The sequence below is a fragment of the Kribbella albertanoniae genome, from assembly GCF_004348455.1.
Lineage (GTDB): Bacteria > Actinomycetota > Actinomycetes > Propionibacteriales > Kribbellaceae > Kribbella > Kribbella albertanoniae.
The window spans coordinates 16,986-34,645 of the sequence record NZ_SMKA01000062.1 but is presented as its reverse complement, the minus strand read 5'-3'; the positions used below and the strand labels follow the sequence as shown (position 1 = coordinate 34,645).

Here is a 17,660-nt window from a genome sequence, read left to right as displayed (position 1 = left end):
GCCCCAAACCGACGGCGCTGCCCCGCCCGTCCTCGCCGCCGCCGTCGACCCAGCCTGCGGGTAGTTACGAGGAGCAGTGCCGTCGTTTCGGGTTCGACCCGAAATGGTGCGTTCCGTACGGCCGCTCCACTCCGTGAACGTGCGGGGCGAATTCGTGCCATGAGCAACGGCGTAGTGAGCGCACGCACTGTCCGCGGCCGGCCAGGAATCGTCGCTGCGTTGGCGGTCACCCAGACCGTCGGGTACGGCGTCCTCTACTACGTTTTTGGCGTGTTTCTAGGACCAATGAGTGACGATCTGCGGATCTCGCCGGTCACCGCCGCTGGAGCGATGACCGTCAGTGTGCTGATCAGCGGAGCCTTGTCGGTACCGATCGGGCGCTGGCTCGACGTACGGGGTGGCCATGGCCTGATGACTGCCGGCTCGTTGCTCGGCAGTTGCTCGGTGATCGCCTGGTCCCAGGTCCAGTCCGCGGTCCAGTTGTACGTCGCTTTCGCTGGAATCGGAGTCGCGTCGTCAATGGTCCTCTATGCGGCGGCTTCTGCGGTTCTGGTCAATGTGCTCGAACCGGCCCGGAGGTCTCGCGCATTGTTGGCGGTGACCCTGGTTGCCGGTTTGGGCAGCACCATCTTCATCCCCCTCGCCGGGCAACTCGTGGACAGGGTCGGCTGGCGCGACGCACTGCTGGTCCTGGCCCTGCTCCACAACGTCGTCACCGTGCCCCTGCACCTGATCGCTCTCCGCGGCACGGCTCGTGCTTCCAGAAGCACGGCAACCGGCAACGCCCACGACCAGGCCGTGGTGGCTCGAGCACTGCGGGATGCAGGGTTTTGGTTGCTGACCATTGGTTTCGTGCTGCACAACGCGGCGATCGCCGTGGTGACAGTGCATCTGGTCTTCTATCTGGTCGCCTCCGGTCACTCACCCACGGTGGCCGCTGGGTTGGCAGGTCTCCTCGGCATCTTCTCCGTAGCCGGCCGGATCGTGATAGCGGTTCTGCAACGGTGGTTGCCCCTGACCTCAGTCGCGCCGGGCATCTTCCTGCTGCAAGGCGCGGCGATCGCCGTACTTCCAGCAGTCGACCGGTTTCCGATCGGTGCCTTGGCCTGCGTCACCGTCTTCGGGTTCGGCTTCGGATTTGCGGCATTGGCGACTCCGGTCATCCTGCTCGACCGGTACGGCGTGTCCGGCTTCGCCACGATCTCCGGTTACCTGGCCACCCCGGTCTTCGTGGCCAGAGCGCTGGCGCCCCTCGGGGCTGCCGTGATCGCAGCCGGCTCCGGGTACCGACTACTGATGCTGCCGGTCGTCGTGGCCTGCTTCCTGGCGAGCCTCTGTCTAAGCCTGACCTGGTATCTCCCGGCGTCCAAGGCGATGAAAGCGCACTGAAAGCGTCCCTTGCGAGACTCCCCGGACGGTGAGGTGCACCGGGACTGGGGAGGACTGATGTCGGAGCGTGTCGTGCGTGGTGGGGTGGCATGTCTGGTGGGGCTGACGCTTGTGGCCGGGACGATTGTCCCGGCGGGCGCGGTATCTCCTCCGGTGAAGCAGGAGCCGCTGGTCAAGGCAGCCAAGGTGAAATCCGTGTCCGGCAAGGACTACAAGCCGATACCGCGCAAGCCGGATCTGAACGTGGACGTCGTGAAGACACCGACCGTCACCTGGCCGGCAGCAGGCACGGCGGAGGTCGCCGTACCGGAGCCCACCTGGGCCGCGAGGCTGTCCGGGGTGATGCCGAAGAGCGCCGCCGGAGTTTTGCCGGTCTCGGTGGGACCGGCAAAGGCCGACGGCAATTCACCCAGCAGCGTCAAGGTGGATCTGCTCGGGCGGCAGGGTTCGTCAGTGGTGGTGAAGCTGACGAACACCGACAAGAGCAAGGCCGCAGGCAAGGTCTCGCTGGAGCTGAACTACGAGGCGTTCCGCCACGCGTACGGCGGCGACTGGGCGACCCGGCTGCAGTTGGTGGACCTGCCGACCGGGAAGCCGATCCCGACCCGCAACACCGGATCCGGCAAGCTCAGCGCGGATGTGCCGGCGACCGGCGTCTTCGCGATGCAGGCGGCCGCCAGCGGGCCCGCGGGCGACTTCGGCGCGACGGCGTTGGCGCCCAGCGCGTCCTGGTCGGTCGGCGGGTCGTCAGGTGACTTCAACTGGCAGTACCCGATGCGCACACCTCCTGGTACCGGCGGGCCTACTCCTCAGATCAGCCTGGGCTACTCGTCCGGCGGCGTCGACGGCCGGACCTCGTCGACCAACAACCAGACCTCGTGGGCCGGGGAAGGATTCGACCTGGCTCCGGGTGGTTCGATCGAGCGGCGGTACGCGTCGTGTGGGTCGAAGTCGGAGAAGACCGGAAACAACGGCACGCGCCCGGTCGGCGACCTCTGTTTCGCCACCGACAACGCGACATTCAGCCTGAACGGCAAGGGTGGCGAGCTGGTCCGCGACGACCAGACCGGACAGTGGCGCCCGAAAGGTGATGACGGCACGAAGGTCGAGCGGCTGCAGGGTGCAGTCAATGGTGACCAGGGCGACAGTGCCACGACCACCGGCGAGCACTGGCGGATTACGGGCAAGGACGGTACGCAGTACTACTTCGGCCTGAACAAGATCCCCAGCCCGAATGCCGTCGACACGAACTCGACCTGGGTCGTCCCGGTGGCCGGCAACCACGCCGGTGAGCAGTGCCACCAGGCCGCCTTTGCGAACTCGTTCTGCAATCAGGCGTACAAGTGGAATCTCGACTACGTGGTCGACCCACACGGGAACACGATGTCGTTGTTCTACGAGACCGAGAAGAACAACTACGCGTACAACGGCACCGAGACCACTGTGAAGTCGTACGACCGCGCGGGTCACATCAAGCGGATCGACTACGGGCAGACCGCGGGTCAGGTCTTTTCCGAGAAGCCGGTCGCCCGGGTCCACTTCGACACGACCCAGCGCTGTGTGGCCGGGATCAACTGTGCACCGGCGGACTTCCTGGACACCCCGACGGATCAGGAATGCTCCAGCACGACCAGGTGTACGAAGTTCGGCCCCAGCTTCTTCACGAAGACAAAGCTGTCCAAGGTCCGGACCGAGGTGCTCCGTGGTACGACGTACGACACGGTGGACAGCTACACGTTCCGGCACAGCTTCCCGAACCCGGGTGACAACACCAGTCCGCGGTTGTGGCTGGAGGCGATCACGCACGCCGGTGAGGTGGGTACGGGTGCGGTCTCGATGCCTGAGGTGAACTTCGACAAGGTTCAGCTGAACAATCGGGTCGCGGACGGCAGCGGTCAGTCGCTGCTGGACTGGTTCCGGATCAAGGCGATCCACTACGGCACCGGCGGCGAGCTCTCGGTCTCCTACTCCGCGAAGGACTGCAGCCTGCCGGGCAACGTCCCGCCTGTCGACGACAACCACCGCCGCTGTTACCCGGTGAAGTGGACGCCGCCGGGTGCCGTCGACGAGCGGGAGGACTGGTTCCACAAGTACGTGGTGACGTCTGTGGTCGAGTCCGATCGGGTCACCGGGATGGTTCCGGTGATGACGACCGTGACCTACCCGGAGGGTCCGTCGTGGCGGCACGACGACGAGGACGGGCTGGTCGAGATCGGCCGCAAGACCTGGTCGCAGTGGCGTGGCTACGAGCGAGTGGTTGTGACCAAGGGGCACCCGTCCGGAACCCAGTCGGTCACCGAGCACAGGTACTTCCAGGGCATGGACGGTGACAAGCTGAAGGCCGGCGGCGTCAAGGACGTCCAGATCGAGGACTCGACCGGAGCGAAGGTCGACGACCTGAACAGCCTGGCCGGTCAGGAACGGGAGACCAGCAAACTCGTCAACGGCGCGGTCGCCGAGCGCACCATCACCGACTCCTGGGTGTCCCCGCCGACGGCGACCAGGGTCCGCGACTGGGGTACGACGAGTGCGTTCCAGGTCGAGCAGAAGGCGGTCCGGCAGTGGACGGCCAAGCCTGGTGGCGGCTTCCAGGAGACGGCGGCGAGCAACGAGTACACCTCGACCGGTGTTCTCACCGCCTCGTCCAATGCCAACGACCTGGCGACCACTGCGGACGACACGTGTACCCGGTTCGAGTACGCGAGCAACGCAACCAAAGGCATCGCGGAGCTGCCGACCCGGACCCAGACGGTCGCCAAGGCGTGTGACCAGCCGTGGACCAAGGACGACGTCGTCTCGGACCAGAAGCAGTCCTACCAGGGCGGCGCTGCCCCGGAGAACGGCAAACCGATCGCGACCCAGCGGCTGAGCGGGTTCACCAGCGCGGGCGCGCCGACGTACCAGACGGTGAAGCTGACCTCGTACGACGACCATGGCCGGAAGAAGACCGAGACCGACGCGAAGGACCGGACGAGCACGTTCGAGTACTTCCCGGCGGACGGTCCGGTGACCAAGACGACGGCGACGCTGTCGAACGGACACAGCACGAGCACGGACCTGGACCCGGCCTGGGGCCAGTCGACCAAAGTCACCGACGTCGCCGGCCGGGTGACGGTGTCGCAGCGGGATCCGATCGGGCGGATCAGCAAGGTCTGGCTACCCGGCCGGGCCCAGACCGCGACCCCGAACGTCGAGCACATCTACCACGCCGGGGTCGACGCGCCGAACGTGGTTCAGAGCAAGCACCTGCAGTCGGACGGGTCGGTCGAGACGAGGTACGAAGTCCTGGACGGGCTGCAGCGCAAGCGCCAGGTCCAGCAGCCGGCCGCGGATGGGATCGGCCGGGTCGTCACCGACATCGAGTACGACTCCCGTGGTCTGCAGATCATCGAGAACAGCCCGTACTACAACGACGGGCCGCCCGGGATCGTCCCCTACGACCCGGTCGAGGAGGAGCTCCCGGCGCGCAAGGCGACCGAGTTCGACGAGGCCGACCGGCCGACGAAGGAAGCGTTCTGGTCCCTCAACCAGGAGAAGTGGTTCACCACCCACACCCATGAGCCGGACCGGCAGACCGTGAACCCGCCGACCGGTGAGCAGGCGACCACGAAGATCTCCGACGCACAAGGGCGGCCGGTCGAGTTGCGGACCTACAACACTCCGGACCCGAGCACGAACTACGCCAAGACCAGCTACACCTACACCAAGTCGGGTCAGCTGGCCTCGGTCACGGACCCGGCTGGGAACCAGTGGCGCTACAGCTACGACCTGATGGGCCGGCGGACCAAGGTCGAGGAGCCGGATCGCGGGACCAGCCTGTTCACCTACAACGAGCTGGACCAGGTGACGTCGAGCACCGACGGCCGCGGTACCAAGCTGTTCTTCACGTACGACGAGATCGGCCGCCAGCTGGAGGTCCGCGAAGGCAGCGAGACCGGGCCACTCCGGATCGAGCGCACCTACGACAACCTCGCGGCCGGTTCGCCGAGCACGGCGACCCGGTGGGTCAACGGCAACGCGTACAAGACCGAGGTGACCGGGTACGACGTGGGCGGGCAGCCGCTCGGTACCAAGGTCACGATCCCCGCGAGTGAGGGTGCGCTGGCCAAGACCTACGAGATCAGCGCGACCTACACCCAGACCGGTCAGCCCAAGAGCCTCACGATGCCCGGGGTGGGCGGTCTGCCGGCCGAAACGCTGACCACCGGTTACGACGCCAACGAGGTGCCGAAGACGTTGTCGAGTGAGCTGGGCAGCTATGTCACCGATGCGGAGTTCAACTCGTTCGGCGATCTGACGATGGTCGAGCTGCAACCCACGGGCGGGAAGTGGCTACGGCACTCCTACGTCTACGACGAGGCCACGCGACGGATCACCCGGGCCATCAGTCAGCGCGAGACAACCGGTCCGCAGCGGGTCCTGGACCAGTCCTACACCTACGACCACGCGGGCAACGTCACCAAGATCATCGACGCCCCGGCGAGCGGCAGCACGGACCCGGCCGACACCCAATGCTTCGACTACGACGAGTCGCGCCGGTTGACTCAGGCGTGGACTCCGTCGAGTGGGAGCTGCGCGGTGCAGCAGACGAGTGCGAGTCAGCTCGGCGGCCCGGCGCCGTACTGGCACCAATGGACGTTCGATGCCATCGGCAACCGCAAGACCGAGAAGCGGACCGCGACCGCCGGGGTGACGACGAGCACCTATGACTACCCGGCAACAGGCCAGCCCCGGCCGCACGCGGTCCAGAAGATCACGACCAGTGGACCGAGTGGTACCAAGGTCAACGAGTACGGCTATGACGCGATGGGGAACCAGACCAGCCGGACGCTGGCCGGGGTGGGGGAGTCCTTCGACTTCGATGCCGAGGGCAAGCTCGCCAAGGTCACCAAGGGTGACAAGAAGACCGAGTACATCTACGACGCCGACGGGAACCGGTTGCTTCGCAAGGACTCGACCGGTACCACGCTGTACCTGGGGTCGACCGAGCTCCTGCTGATGCCCGACGGTTCCCAGCTGGGGACCCGGCACTACACGTTCGGGAAGCAGACGATCGGGGTCCGGGTCGGAACCAAGCTGACCTGGCTGGGTTCGGATCACCATGGTTCGGCGACGCTGATGGTGGACGCCGAGACCCAGGCGTACCAGCGGAAGCGGATCACGCCGTACGGCGAAGCCCGGGGCGCGGTACCCACCAGCTGGCCCGGCCAGAAGGACTTCGTCGGCGGGACCCGGGACGACTCGACCGGGTTGGTTCATCTCGGGGCCCGCGAGTACGACCCGACGTCCGGCCGGTTCATCTCCGTCGATCCGGTGGTCGATCCCGAGGATCCACAACAGCTCAACGCCTACGCGTACGCGAACAACAGCCCGGTGAGCTTCGTGGATGCCGACGGCAAGCGGTACCGGGTGGAGACCGTCACGGAACTGAAGACGATCGTCCGCCAGCACGTGAAACGGATCGTCGAGCTGCAGAAGGAGGTCATCACGGTCTACGTGAAGATCGTGATCTGGACCTTCATCTCCCGGCTGGCGTCGATCTTCGGCCTGCACAGCCTGGCCGTGAAGAGCACCGCCGAGGTGGCCCGCCAGGTGACGATCTGGAAACAGGTCGTCAAGACGATCAGGTACCACACCAAGGAAGTCATCCGGATCGTCACCAAACGGTTCATCAAACTCTCCGGCACCGACGCCGCCGAGATGAAGAACGCCCTCAATCTGGCGAACAGTGTCGAGGCCGGCCTGAACAACCAGGACAGATCCGTCGACGCGCTGGCCAAGGTGGCCAAGGGGATCGGTGACCGGGCCAGAGCGGCCCAGCTCGCAGCGGCGAAGAACGAAGGACAGAACCAGACGGCCGCGGACAAGGAGGACGCCGAAGGCCGGGAGAACGCCGAGGATCTGGGCAAATCCGGTGGCCGGGCGCTCGGCGGGACACTCGGCGGCTTCGCCGGGCGAGCTCTGGGCGCTGCGGGGCTGGCGTGTGGGCCGATGGCGTGGGCCTGCGTCACCATCCTCGGTGCTGCCGGCGGCTACGCCGGCACCAAGGTCGGCGGCTGGCTCGGTGGTCTCTTCCACGACATGTGGACCAGGCCCAAGACCCAGCCCGACATTACGCGGAAGGAATACAACGACCTCTGCAGCACCCCTGGCGCGCAGGAAGCCTGCAAGTGGTCGACGGTGCCGGGATGAGCCGGTTGCTGGCCGGCCTGACGGCCGGGTTGCTGGTGGTATCGACGGCTGTGGTTGCCGGTCCGGGTGCGGCGGTGTCCGCCGCGCCCGCCCCGGCGCAGGCGCAACGGGTCGAGCTGACGCATCTGCGCTCCGAGACGCGGCAGGTCTTCCAGGAGCCGTCGGGGCTGCACACGCTGGAGCAGTTCGCGTCGCCGGTCAGGGCTCGGAAAGGCTCGGACTGGGTGCCGATCGACACCTCGCTGAAGGTGCACCCGGACGGCTCGGTGCGGCCCGGTGCGATCGTCACCGAGCTGCGGTTGTCCGGTGGCGGCGACGGCCAACTGGTTGCGTTGGGCAAGGAGGACAAGCAGGTACGGATGGGTTGGAAGGGCCGGTTGCCGCGACCGGTTCTTGCCGGTGACACGGCGACCTATCCGGAGGTGCTGCCCGGGGTCGACCTGAAGGTGCGGGTCGAGGCGGCCGGGTTCCAGCACCTGCTGGTGGTGAAGGATCGCGAGGCCGCGAAGAACCCGGCACTGAAGAAGCTACGGTTCCCGGTCAGCGGCACCGGCCTGAAGGTGGTGACGAAGCCGGATGGGATGACCGTTGCCACCGACTCAGCGGGGAAGACGCTGTTCACCGCGGCGAAGGCGGTGATGTGGGAGACGGCCGCCGCGCCGAAGTCGCCGGAGGCCGAGCCGATGGCGCGGTCTGCGAGCATCCCGACGACCCAGTCGGCGAACGAGTTGGTGATCGAGCCCGACCAGGCGATGCTCAGTTCGGCGGCGACGCGATATCCGGTGACGATCGATCCGTCCTGGTCGGTGAACAACTACCTCTGGACCCATGTCATGAAGGAGTCCGACGGCACGTCGTACTGGGTCGAAGATCGTCAGGACGGCGCCAAGGTCGGCAGGGCTTGGGGAGAGGCGGTGACCTACCGGAGTCTGGTGCAGTTCGAGACCGGGCCGTTCCTGGGCAGCAGGGTGATCGGCAGCCGGTTCGAGATGAGTCTGCACCACAGCCCGACCGGTTCGCCGACGCCGGCCCAGTTGTGGCGGACCCGGACCATCGATCGCAGCCAGCCGGTGACGTGGGCGAACATGGCGAGTCACTGGTACCAGCATCTGGCGACTGCCCACGGCAACTCGTGGGGCAGCCAGCCGGACATGCTGATGGGCTGGACGGACCCCAGGCTGACCAGCCACCTCCAGACTGTGGCCGACAACCGGAGCCCGACAGTCACCTTCGGGATCAAGGCGGAGACGGAGAGCGCCGCGGCGCAGGACCAGTGGAAGAAGTTCCACGGCGGCAGTGCGAAGCTCGTGGTCAGCTACAACAACGCGCCGTACGCGCCCGAGCGGGTCAACTTCAGCCGGCCCCGCCCCTGCGGTACGGCGGCGGCGCCGACGGTGGTGAGCTGGCCGCTGTCGGGGTACTCGTTCTCGGCGAAGGCCACCGACAAGGACGGCGACAACGTCGTCACCCGGCTGTCGATCCACCGGGCGTCCGACAACGGGCTCGAGTACGAGGTCGACTCGGCGAACACCACGTCCGGCTCGGCCTTCGCCTGGCCGGCGATCCCACGGGAGGAGTTCGCGGACGGACAGACCTACTACTTCGTGGCCAAGAGCAACGACAACGTCGACAACGACGGGATCGACTTCGGTGCACCGACGACGCCGTGCTACTTCACGGTCGACGCGAAGAAGCCCGGGCCGGCGGAGCTGACGTCCACCGACTTCCCGGACGGCGAGGCCAACCTTTCCACCCGGACCGTCGGCACCGTCACGCTGAAGCCGGCTACCGGTGACACCGATGTGGCCGAGTACCTGTACGGGTTCAAGCCGGAGCGGATCGTCAGCCGGATCAAAGCCGGGCCGGACGGTACGGTCAAGCTGCCGGTGTCGGTCTGGCAAACGGCGAGCGGGACCGTGCCCGCCAGGATGCTGTACGTGAAGGCGGTCGATGCTGCCAACAACGTGAGCGACGATCCGACCGTGTGGCAGCTCAGCGCGAACAAGGTCACCCAGTTGCCGGCCAAACGCCGCGGCGACGTCAACGGTGATGGCCGGGCAGATCTGTCCATGGTGCTCGATCAGGGTGAAGGCCGGACCGCGATCTGGAACGTGGTGTCGAACCCCGGCGGTGGGATGCACACCGGCCAGATGGCCTGGGACAGTGGCACCAGCGGCGGCTTCGCGATGTACCGGACCCGCCCGGTGCGGGGTGACTTCGACGGTGACGGCCGGACCGACGCGGTCCTGGTCCGGGAAGAGGCCGGCCGCCGGATCGGGTTGTACCGAGGGCTGTCGGACGGAGAGCGGTACGACTTCGCGTCAGCGCCCTTCTGGCACAGTGGGCCGAACGGCTGGCCGCTGAGCACCGCGCGGATCGTAGCGGGTGATGTGAACGCCGACGGCAAGGACGACATCGTTGCCCAGCTCAACGTCTCGGGGACGAGCTGGCGGACGCTGACTTTCCTCGGCCCGACGCTGACCAACCCGGTCGAGTGGCTGTCGACGCCCGGCCCTTGGTCGGCCAGTGCGCCGCTTCTGGCAGATGTCGACGGCGACGACAAGGCTGATCTGGTGGACATGCAGAATCTGGGCAGCTGCCGGACAGTGACCAGATACTTCAAGTCCAGTGGCACCGCGTTCAACGCGTCACCCGTGACGTTGCTGGACTCGAACAGCTACTGCTGGGAACGCAGCAAACCACAAGTTGGCGACGTCGACGGTGACGGCAAGGACGACATCGTGGCGCTCTACGAGAACAGCTCGACGGACACGGCCCTGAAGGTGTTCCGTTCCACCGGTACGGCGTTGGTCCTGACCGAGTGGTGGCGTGACACGACTTCGTTCGACCCTGCTCGGACCGCCGTCACGACAGGTGACATCACCGGCGACGGCAAGGATGACGTGGGGCTGTTCTACTCGCTCGACGGTGGCGGCCGGGAGGTCTTCACGCTCGCTTCGACCGGAACGTCGTTCGGTACTGCGACCAGTGGGTGGAAGGAGCCGCGGGTCGGTGCGAGTACCGGTCCGAGCTTCGACATCGAGGAACGCACGTACGAGCTGATCAACCGGAACAGCAGCCGCTGCCTGGACGTCTGGCTGGCCAGCCAGACAGACGCCGAGAAGCTGGTCCAGCACAGTTGTAGCGGTGCGTTGAATCAGCGGTTCCGGATCAAGCAGATCGCCGGCACGGATCAGTACGAGATGCACACCGTTCACTACCAGGGCCTGATCGGTGACGGGCGGCCGCGGTGCTTGGATGTCGACGACCGGCTGCTCGAGGACGAGACCATGATCCTGCAGTGGCCGTGCGTGGGCACGTCGAATCAGCAGATGCGGATCGAGTACCTCGAGGGCAGCAGCTACGACACCGTGGTGCGGTTGAGGTTCGCCCATAGCGACAAGTGCGCTTCGCCGTCGCTGGGGAGCACGACCGAGAACGCCACGATCGTCCAGCGAACCTGTACGTCGGAGGCGAGTCAGCAGTGGATTCTGCGTGCCGGTTTCAACCCGACGCAGCCGGACGGCAAGTACCGGGTCCGGGCGGTTCATGGCGGGCACGCTCTCGACGTTGTGGATTGCCGCCCGGACGGCGACGTTCGGATGTGGGTCTGGGTGGCCGGCAGCCCGTGCCAGCGGTGGGAGTTCCGGCCGATCGGCGACGACGTGTACAAGATCGTCGAGCCGAGCACCGGTGAGGCGCTGGACGTGATCGGCTGCACCGGCGCCCTGAACCAGCAAGTGGGGACCGTCCCCGAGTCGGAGACCGGCTGCCAACGCTGGCGAGTCGAGCCGGCAGTGGCCGGCAGTTGGTCCATCACCCAGGAGGCGACCGGCAACTCACTCGACGTCGCAGGCTGTAGCCCGGACAAGGACGCCAGGCTGATCACCTGGCGCTACTGGAACGGCCCCTGCCAGCGCTACCTGCTCGACCAGCCATGACGGACACTCTCGCATCCCGTGCAACCGCCGGCTGACCAGCGAGCAATCCTTGCCAACAGCAACCTTCGTGGCCGGAATCCACATGTATACAGGAATGTGAAAGCTGTAGTAGTTCTCCGGCTGCATCGGATGACGCGTCGCGCAAGCCGGAGCAGGCGTGTCGAGCGCGGCGTTGTGAGTCATCTAACGATCCCGACAACGCAACGCTTCGTGTTGCTAGCGTGACCATTCGCTTGCAGCAGCCGGGGGCGGCTGCCGCAAGCGGCGGATGGGGATCCCCGCACGGGGCCAGAGGGGGCAGGGCTGGGGCGAGCCCGGCCCCCTCATGGCCCGGGCGTACGACGAGGCGACTGGCAGGGTCCTGCTGCACATTCACGCCTCCGCCGGTCTGAAGGCCCAATCAGCTACCGGACACACCAGCCATCTGGTCGGTACCACGATCCAGGTCCTGACCGAGATGTATGTCGTCGAGGTAGCGGGCCCAGCATTCTCGAGGCAGAGGAAGGCCGACCTTGATGACGTACCTCTGCTGTCGTTCGACGGGTGATGCCAATCGACGTTCACCTCCGGCCACTGCGCGACGGCAATGGCGGGCGGACCGACTCAGCCCGACCCGGAAACCCAGCCTTTTCGACTAGGTCCTGGTAGTCACTGGCTGATCGAGTGGGCTGCGGCGGCGGAGACGGGTGTATTACCGGCGCAGCACACCAAGCGGCATGCAGGCGCTGCCCGCGCACCTGGAGCTGGAACCTCAGTAGCCGTCCGATGTACTTGACCGCGGGCAGGGGGTAGGTCTGGCCGACGTGCATAGTCCGGCGGCGCGGGCGCAACAACGCCTCCAACCTCGGCGGCACCGGCAAGTACACCATCTGCATCTCGTCAACCTCCAGGTGCAGCGCCGAGCCCACCGTCGTCCACGCCTCCAATACCGTCCAGAACACCCGAACAGGCCTGACCAACATCCCCGTCACTCCCTGACCGAACCGCCCAGGGTTTTCCAAAGGTCGCTGCGCCACGCGCATGTCCAGGCAGCGCGCTACCTCGGCATGCGCTCGGCTTCGAAGGTCCGTCGTGGCCTTCGAAGCCGAGAGCCGCCCGGTGAATATGCATGTTGGTGCTAGCGCCTGCCCCTACTTCGTGAGGAGGCGACAAACTTGAAGAACTGGACCAGAACGATCCAGGGGCTGGTGGCCGCACTGTTCGTGGCGGACCTGCTGATCGCCCAGCCCGTCGAGGCACAAGCAGACCCGAATCAGCCCGGCGGTCCGCCGGACACAGGAAGCCATTCGTGGTGTTATCTGCCCGGATTCGGTCAGCGGACGACCGCTGATGCTGCGATGACGTGGCTGCGCGATCAGACGGTGGTGCAGACGTTGTATCCCGGCGCATGCGATGCACACACCGATGTTCGCATAGCGCCACTCTTCACCGCTGATTAGCGAGGTTGAAGGGACGGCGGATCTGGTGCCGGCCGCGCTTCGCTGCCGTGAGTTGGAGCTATACGCGCCGATTCCATGACGGCGTGGAGGCCAGCGGTCGTGCGCTTGGATGCGTAGGCCTTGGTGTCGATGGCCGTGTTGATTCGCTCAGCGGATAGCGGGCCTGTCGTCCGGGCTGAACGCCGAGGTGAGGTGTAGTGGGTCGAATTCGCAGAGACCGGCAGCAGGTTCACAGGGCTTGAACTTCGCGTGATGACGGTAGCCAATAGACAAGCTCGACGAGGTGGGTGCCCCTGCCGCCGCGCAAACGCGGGAGCAGCCACCGGGGAAGTTTGTGCGGTGCGACTGCGGATGTCCGCGGTCGCACCGCACCGGTCATCTACTCCCAGTTGCAGGCGTAGCCGTAGTAGCCCTGGGTTTCCCACGGGTAGATGCTGATGGTGAAGGCGGAACACCAGCCGCGGTTGGCGTACTGGCCGGCGAACCAGACGTGGCCCCAGGCGAGGGCGTAGTAGGCGGCCTTGAGCTGTGCCGGTACGGCGGCGGGCGGCGCGGGGACTCGCGCGTTGGCGAGCGCGCGGGTCTCGGACTTGCTGAGGTAGACGGTACAGCGGCCGTTGCCGCAGCTGGAGACGGTGGCTTCGGCCGGGGTCGCGGTGACAACGGCGGCTCCGGTGGCGAGAGCGGCGGTGGCGGCCAGGGTCGCGGCCCCCTTGCGGATCAGTGCGGTGGTGGACGACATCGTGATGCTCCTTCGAGCTCGATCGGATTGACAAGCTCAGGCTCTGCGGGCGGTCCGCGGCACGGAAGACGGGCCGAGATGGTTCGGCCTGAGCCGTCCAGGAACCGGCCGAATTCGTTCGGGGGCCGGACGGATCCGTACAGGCAGCCAGCGGCTGTCCATGGGCACCTGGCGTCACTTCGGATAGCGTCGTGACTACCAAGTGCGATCACTCTGGGGGGAGTGCGGCCATGGCCGAAATCGATCCAGACACGATCCGAACGCGAGGCGAGTTCCGCGACCAACTGACACTGCTGCGGACCTCCGCGGACTTGTCGGTCCGTGCCGTCCGGGATCTGGTGAAGCAAGCCGGAGACCGTTGGTCGCACAGCACTGTGGGCGATTGGTTTGCCGGTCGCAGTCTGCCGTCGGCCTCTTCGGCCGAGCTGTTCGTTCGGGTACTAAGAGTCTGCGGAGTCACCAGCGCCGAGGAGCTCGAGCGGTGGTTGGCCGCGTGGCGCCGGCTCCAGCGCTCTCCAGGGCGGCGCGGCGGAGTCGAGCCGTACCGAGGGCTCGCCGCGTTCCGGTCCGAGGACGCGGCCTGGTACTTCGGCCGCGCGGAACTCGTCGACGCCCTGGTCGCACGGGTGCGCGAGCTCGAGGCGGATGCGACGCTGGCAGTCGTCGGGCCATCGGGTTCAGGCAAGTCCTCGCTACTGAGGGCCGGCCTGATCGCGGCGCTCGAGAACGAGCGAGCGGTCGTCGTTCTAACCCCGGGCGACCTGCCGGCCAAGGCGCTGCGGGCCGCGATATCAGATGCCGATGGGCGGCCGCTGCTGATCGTGGTCGATCAGCTCGAGGAGATGTTCACCCTCTCGCACGATGAGGCCCGGCGGATCGAGTTCAGTCGTTTGCTGACGGTCGAGCGACCGCCGGATTCCGTGGTGGTGCTTGGGCTGCGGGCCGACTTCTATCCGCATGCCCTGCGCATTCCCGAGCTGGCCGCGGTACTGCAGTCGGATCAGATCGTGCTCGGACCAATGCCGGCCAAATGCATCAAACAGATGATCGTCGAACCGGCTCGCCGCGCGGGAGTTGCCGTGGACAACGATCTTGTCGAGCGTCTGCTGAGCGAGTACGGTTCACTGCCCTTGTTGTCGCACGCGTTGCTGGCGACCTGGGAGCGTGCGTCGAACGGGCGGATGACGCTGGCCGGCTACTTGTCCAGCGGTGGGATCGCGGGCGCTGTCGCGCTGTCGGCCGAGCAGGCGTACGGGCGTTTGACGGCCTCGGAGCGTAACGTGGCTCGGGAACTGTTCCTGCGGATGGTCAATCCCGGCGACCGGACGGGGGACAGCAGGCGGCCGATCGAACGGACCGACCTCGACGACACTGCTGACACCGTCGTGGAAGCCTTTGTCGCGGTGCGGCTGCTGACGGTCGACGTGGCGACGATCGAGATCAGTCATGAGGCGCTGTTGACGGCGTGGCCGCGGTTGCAGGAGTGGATAGAGTCCGACCGGGACAGCCTGCACACTCTCCGCCAGCTTGGTGCGGCAGCGGTGGACTGGCGCGACAAAGGCCGCGATACCGACTATCTGTATCGGGGGAGTCGGCTTGAGCAGACGAACGGGATACTCCCGCGCCGGATGAACGCGCTGGAGCTCGAATTCCTCAGCGCGAGTCTGGTCGATGAACGACTGGCGAACGCTGCCAGACGTCGCCGGTCGAGACGCCGCAACCAGCTCGTCGCGGTCTCGCTGGTCCTCGCGCTGATCGCGGGGACCATGGCGGTGGTCTCCTACCTGAAGACGGTGACCGCCGATGAGGAGCGGGACCGGGCCTGGTCGCGGCAGCTTGCCATTTCGGCCACTCGGCTCCGCGCCACCGATCCGGCACTCGCCGCGCAGCTGGCACTCTCGGCGTACCGGATCTCACCCACGGTGGAGGCGCGGTCGAGCCTGATCGAGGCCACTGGTTCTCCATCGGTCACACGAGTGGTGCGGCCGGTGCCGGTCCCGCAGGCGATCGCGGTCACCTCCGACGGCCGCACGCTGATCGGAGCGGGATCGGCGCCGACGGATACCTCAGTCCTTCGCTGGGATCTCGGCGATCGCCGCCGTCCCGTCCCAGCCGGCGAGCCGCTCGGCGTACACAAGAAGGAGGTGTACGCCGCGGCTGTCAGCGCTGACAACAAGTTGCTGGCGACCGGCGGCGCGGATCTGGCGGTGAAGCTGTGGGACATCTCCCGGCCAGGCACTCCTCGCGCGTTGGGTGATCTTCCGGATGGACCGACGAACACCGTGTATTCATTGGCGTTCGGCCCTTCCGGCGATCTCCTCGCTTCGGGGAGCGCTGACTCGACCGTGCGGCTCTGGAAGCTGGATTTCACGACTCGGTCGTACCGGCTGGTGCACTCGGTCAAGCTGGGCGACTTCGTGCAGACGGTCGCGATCAGTCGTGACGGACGCTGGCTGGCGGCCGGCGATCGAGCGGGCACGTTGACGCTCTGGGACCTGCCACGCTGGCGTCGTGTGGGCGTGGTGTCGACGGGTAGCTTGCAGATCAACACCCTCGCCTTCACTCCGGCAGGCAACGAACTGGCCGTGGGTACGCCGCGCGGTGGGCTCCAACTGTGGGCAGTGCCGGCGCTGCGTCGTGTCGCCTCGGCAATCGCTCCGCCGGATAACTGGGTGAACTCGCTCGCGTTCAGTACGGACGGCGATCGCCTGGCGCTCGGCAGTTCGGACAACGTCGCTCAGGTGTGGGATCGCCGTACCGGTATCCTGCTCGCCGCGTTGCCGCACCCTGCCCCGGTCACCGCGGTCACCTTCCTGCCCGGTGAACAGGAACTGCTGACCAGCAGCAACGACGGAACCGTCCGAATCTGGAGCATCCCGGGCCCGACGATGGCCGGCGCGACGGCAACCGTCACGACGGTGCCACTCAGCCGGGACGGCCGCGTCGCTGCGACTGTGGGCGGTCAGGCGCAACTGTGGGATGTGCACGAACCACGCAGCCCGATCGCGCTCAGCCCACCATTACTTGCTCCGGGCAACGAACCTCTCGGCGGTGCGGGTGCCTTGAAGTCCGACGGCTCGATGCTCGCAGTCGGCACCAACGGCAGATCCCTCATCGCCTGGGACACCCGGGACCCGGCCCGGCCTCGCCGGCTGCTGACCCCCTTGACCGGGCCGGCCGGCATCATCGAATCGGTCGCCTTCAACGCCGACGGAACCCTGCTGGCCGCAGGTTCCGACGACGGTCACGTCTGGCTCTGGGACTCGACTGACCCGACGAAGCCAGTGTCGTTGCCCAATCCGTTGGACGCCGAGAGCGGCTACGTCTTCATGGTGGCCTTTAGCCCACGTTCGAACCTCTTGGCAGCAGCCACCGCCAAGGGAACCATCCGCTGGTGGGACGTCACCGACCCTCGCCGTCCAGTCCTCAAAGCAACCCGCAAGGCATCCCTCGACGCCCTCTATGCCGTAGCCTTCGACAGCACTGGCAACCTCCTTGCCAGCGGCAGCTCCGACGGCAAAGTCCAACTCTGGAACGTCGAGAACCCGGCCGCCCCACAACAACTAGGCTCAGCCCTCTCAGGCCTCCACGGCACAGTCACTTCGGTCGCCTTCAGCCCCGACGCCCAAACTCTCTCCGCCACCTCCCGTGGCGGCCAACTCTGGACGTGGTCCCTCGACAACCCCAGCAGCCCGACCCTAGAAACCGTCGTCAGCGCATCCCCCAAAGCAGTCTGGGGCCTAGCCCTCGCCCCCGACGGTCACACCACCGCCACTGCCGGCTCCGACCGCCTTGTCCGCCTCTGGGAAACCGATCCCGAACGCGCAGCCACCCTCATCTGCACCACCGCCACTCCCGCCCTCACCCCGGAAGAATGGGCCACCCACGCCCCGGGCATCCATCGCCCCAACCTCTGCTGAGAGAAGCCGCAGCAGGATGCCTCTGCTAGGGATGCTG

Annotated in this window: 6 protein-coding genes; 5 read left to right on the top strand and 1 reads right to left on the bottom strand. The window is 66.6% G+C overall.

What is annotated here, in order from left to right; all coding sequences use genetic code 11:
• The first annotated feature begins 174 nt into the window (after window positions 1-174).
• The 4 genes from E1261_RS16255 (at window position 175) to E1261_RS16235 (ending at window position 12,961) form a co-directional block, all read left to right on the top strand.
• Window positions 175-1,389, top strand: coding sequence for an MFS transporter (locus E1261_RS16255; RefSeq protein WP_238176253.1), 1,215 nt, complete (start codon window positions 175-177; stop codon window positions 1,387-1,389).
• A 57-nt stretch (window positions 1,390-1,446) separates the two neighbouring features.
• Window positions 1,447-7,581: an RHS repeat domain-containing protein gene (locus E1261_RS16250; protein ID WP_132407483.1), complete on the top strand. Its 6,135-nt coding sequence runs from the start codon at window positions 1,447-1,449 to the stop codon at window positions 7,579-7,581.
• Window positions 7,578-11,522, top strand: coding sequence for an RICIN domain-containing protein (locus E1261_RS16245; RefSeq protein ID WP_132407481.1), 3,945 nt, complete (start codon window positions 7,578-7,580; stop codon window positions 11,520-11,522). Before E1261_RS16250 ends, E1261_RS16245 begins: the two co-directional genes overlap by 4 nt.
• 1,154 nt (window positions 11,523-12,676) lie before the next feature.
• Window positions 12,677-12,961, top strand: coding sequence for a hypothetical protein (locus E1261_RS16235; protein ID WP_132407479.1), 285 nt, complete (start codon window positions 12,677-12,679; stop codon window positions 12,959-12,961).
• Between the two features lie 379 nt (window positions 12,962-13,340).
• Here E1261_RS16235 and E1261_RS16230 read toward each other — a convergent pair whose 3' ends face one another.
• Window positions 13,341-13,703 (bottom strand): hypothetical protein, encoded by a 363-nt coding sequence (locus E1261_RS16230; RefSeq protein WP_132407477.1) that lies wholly within the window; start codon window positions 13,701-13,703, stop codon window positions 13,341-13,343.
• Between the two features lie 230 nt (window positions 13,704-13,933).
• On the opposite strand from E1261_RS16230, the gene E1261_RS16225 reads away from it, so the two are divergent.
• Window positions 13,934-17,623 carry an nSTAND1 domain-containing NTPase gene (locus tag E1261_RS16225; protein ID WP_132407475.1) on the top strand — a complete coding sequence of 1,230 codons (3,690 nt, stop codon included), beginning with the start codon at window positions 13,934-13,936 and terminating at the stop codon, window positions 17,621-17,623.
• Window positions 17,624-17,660 lie beyond the last annotated feature (37 nt).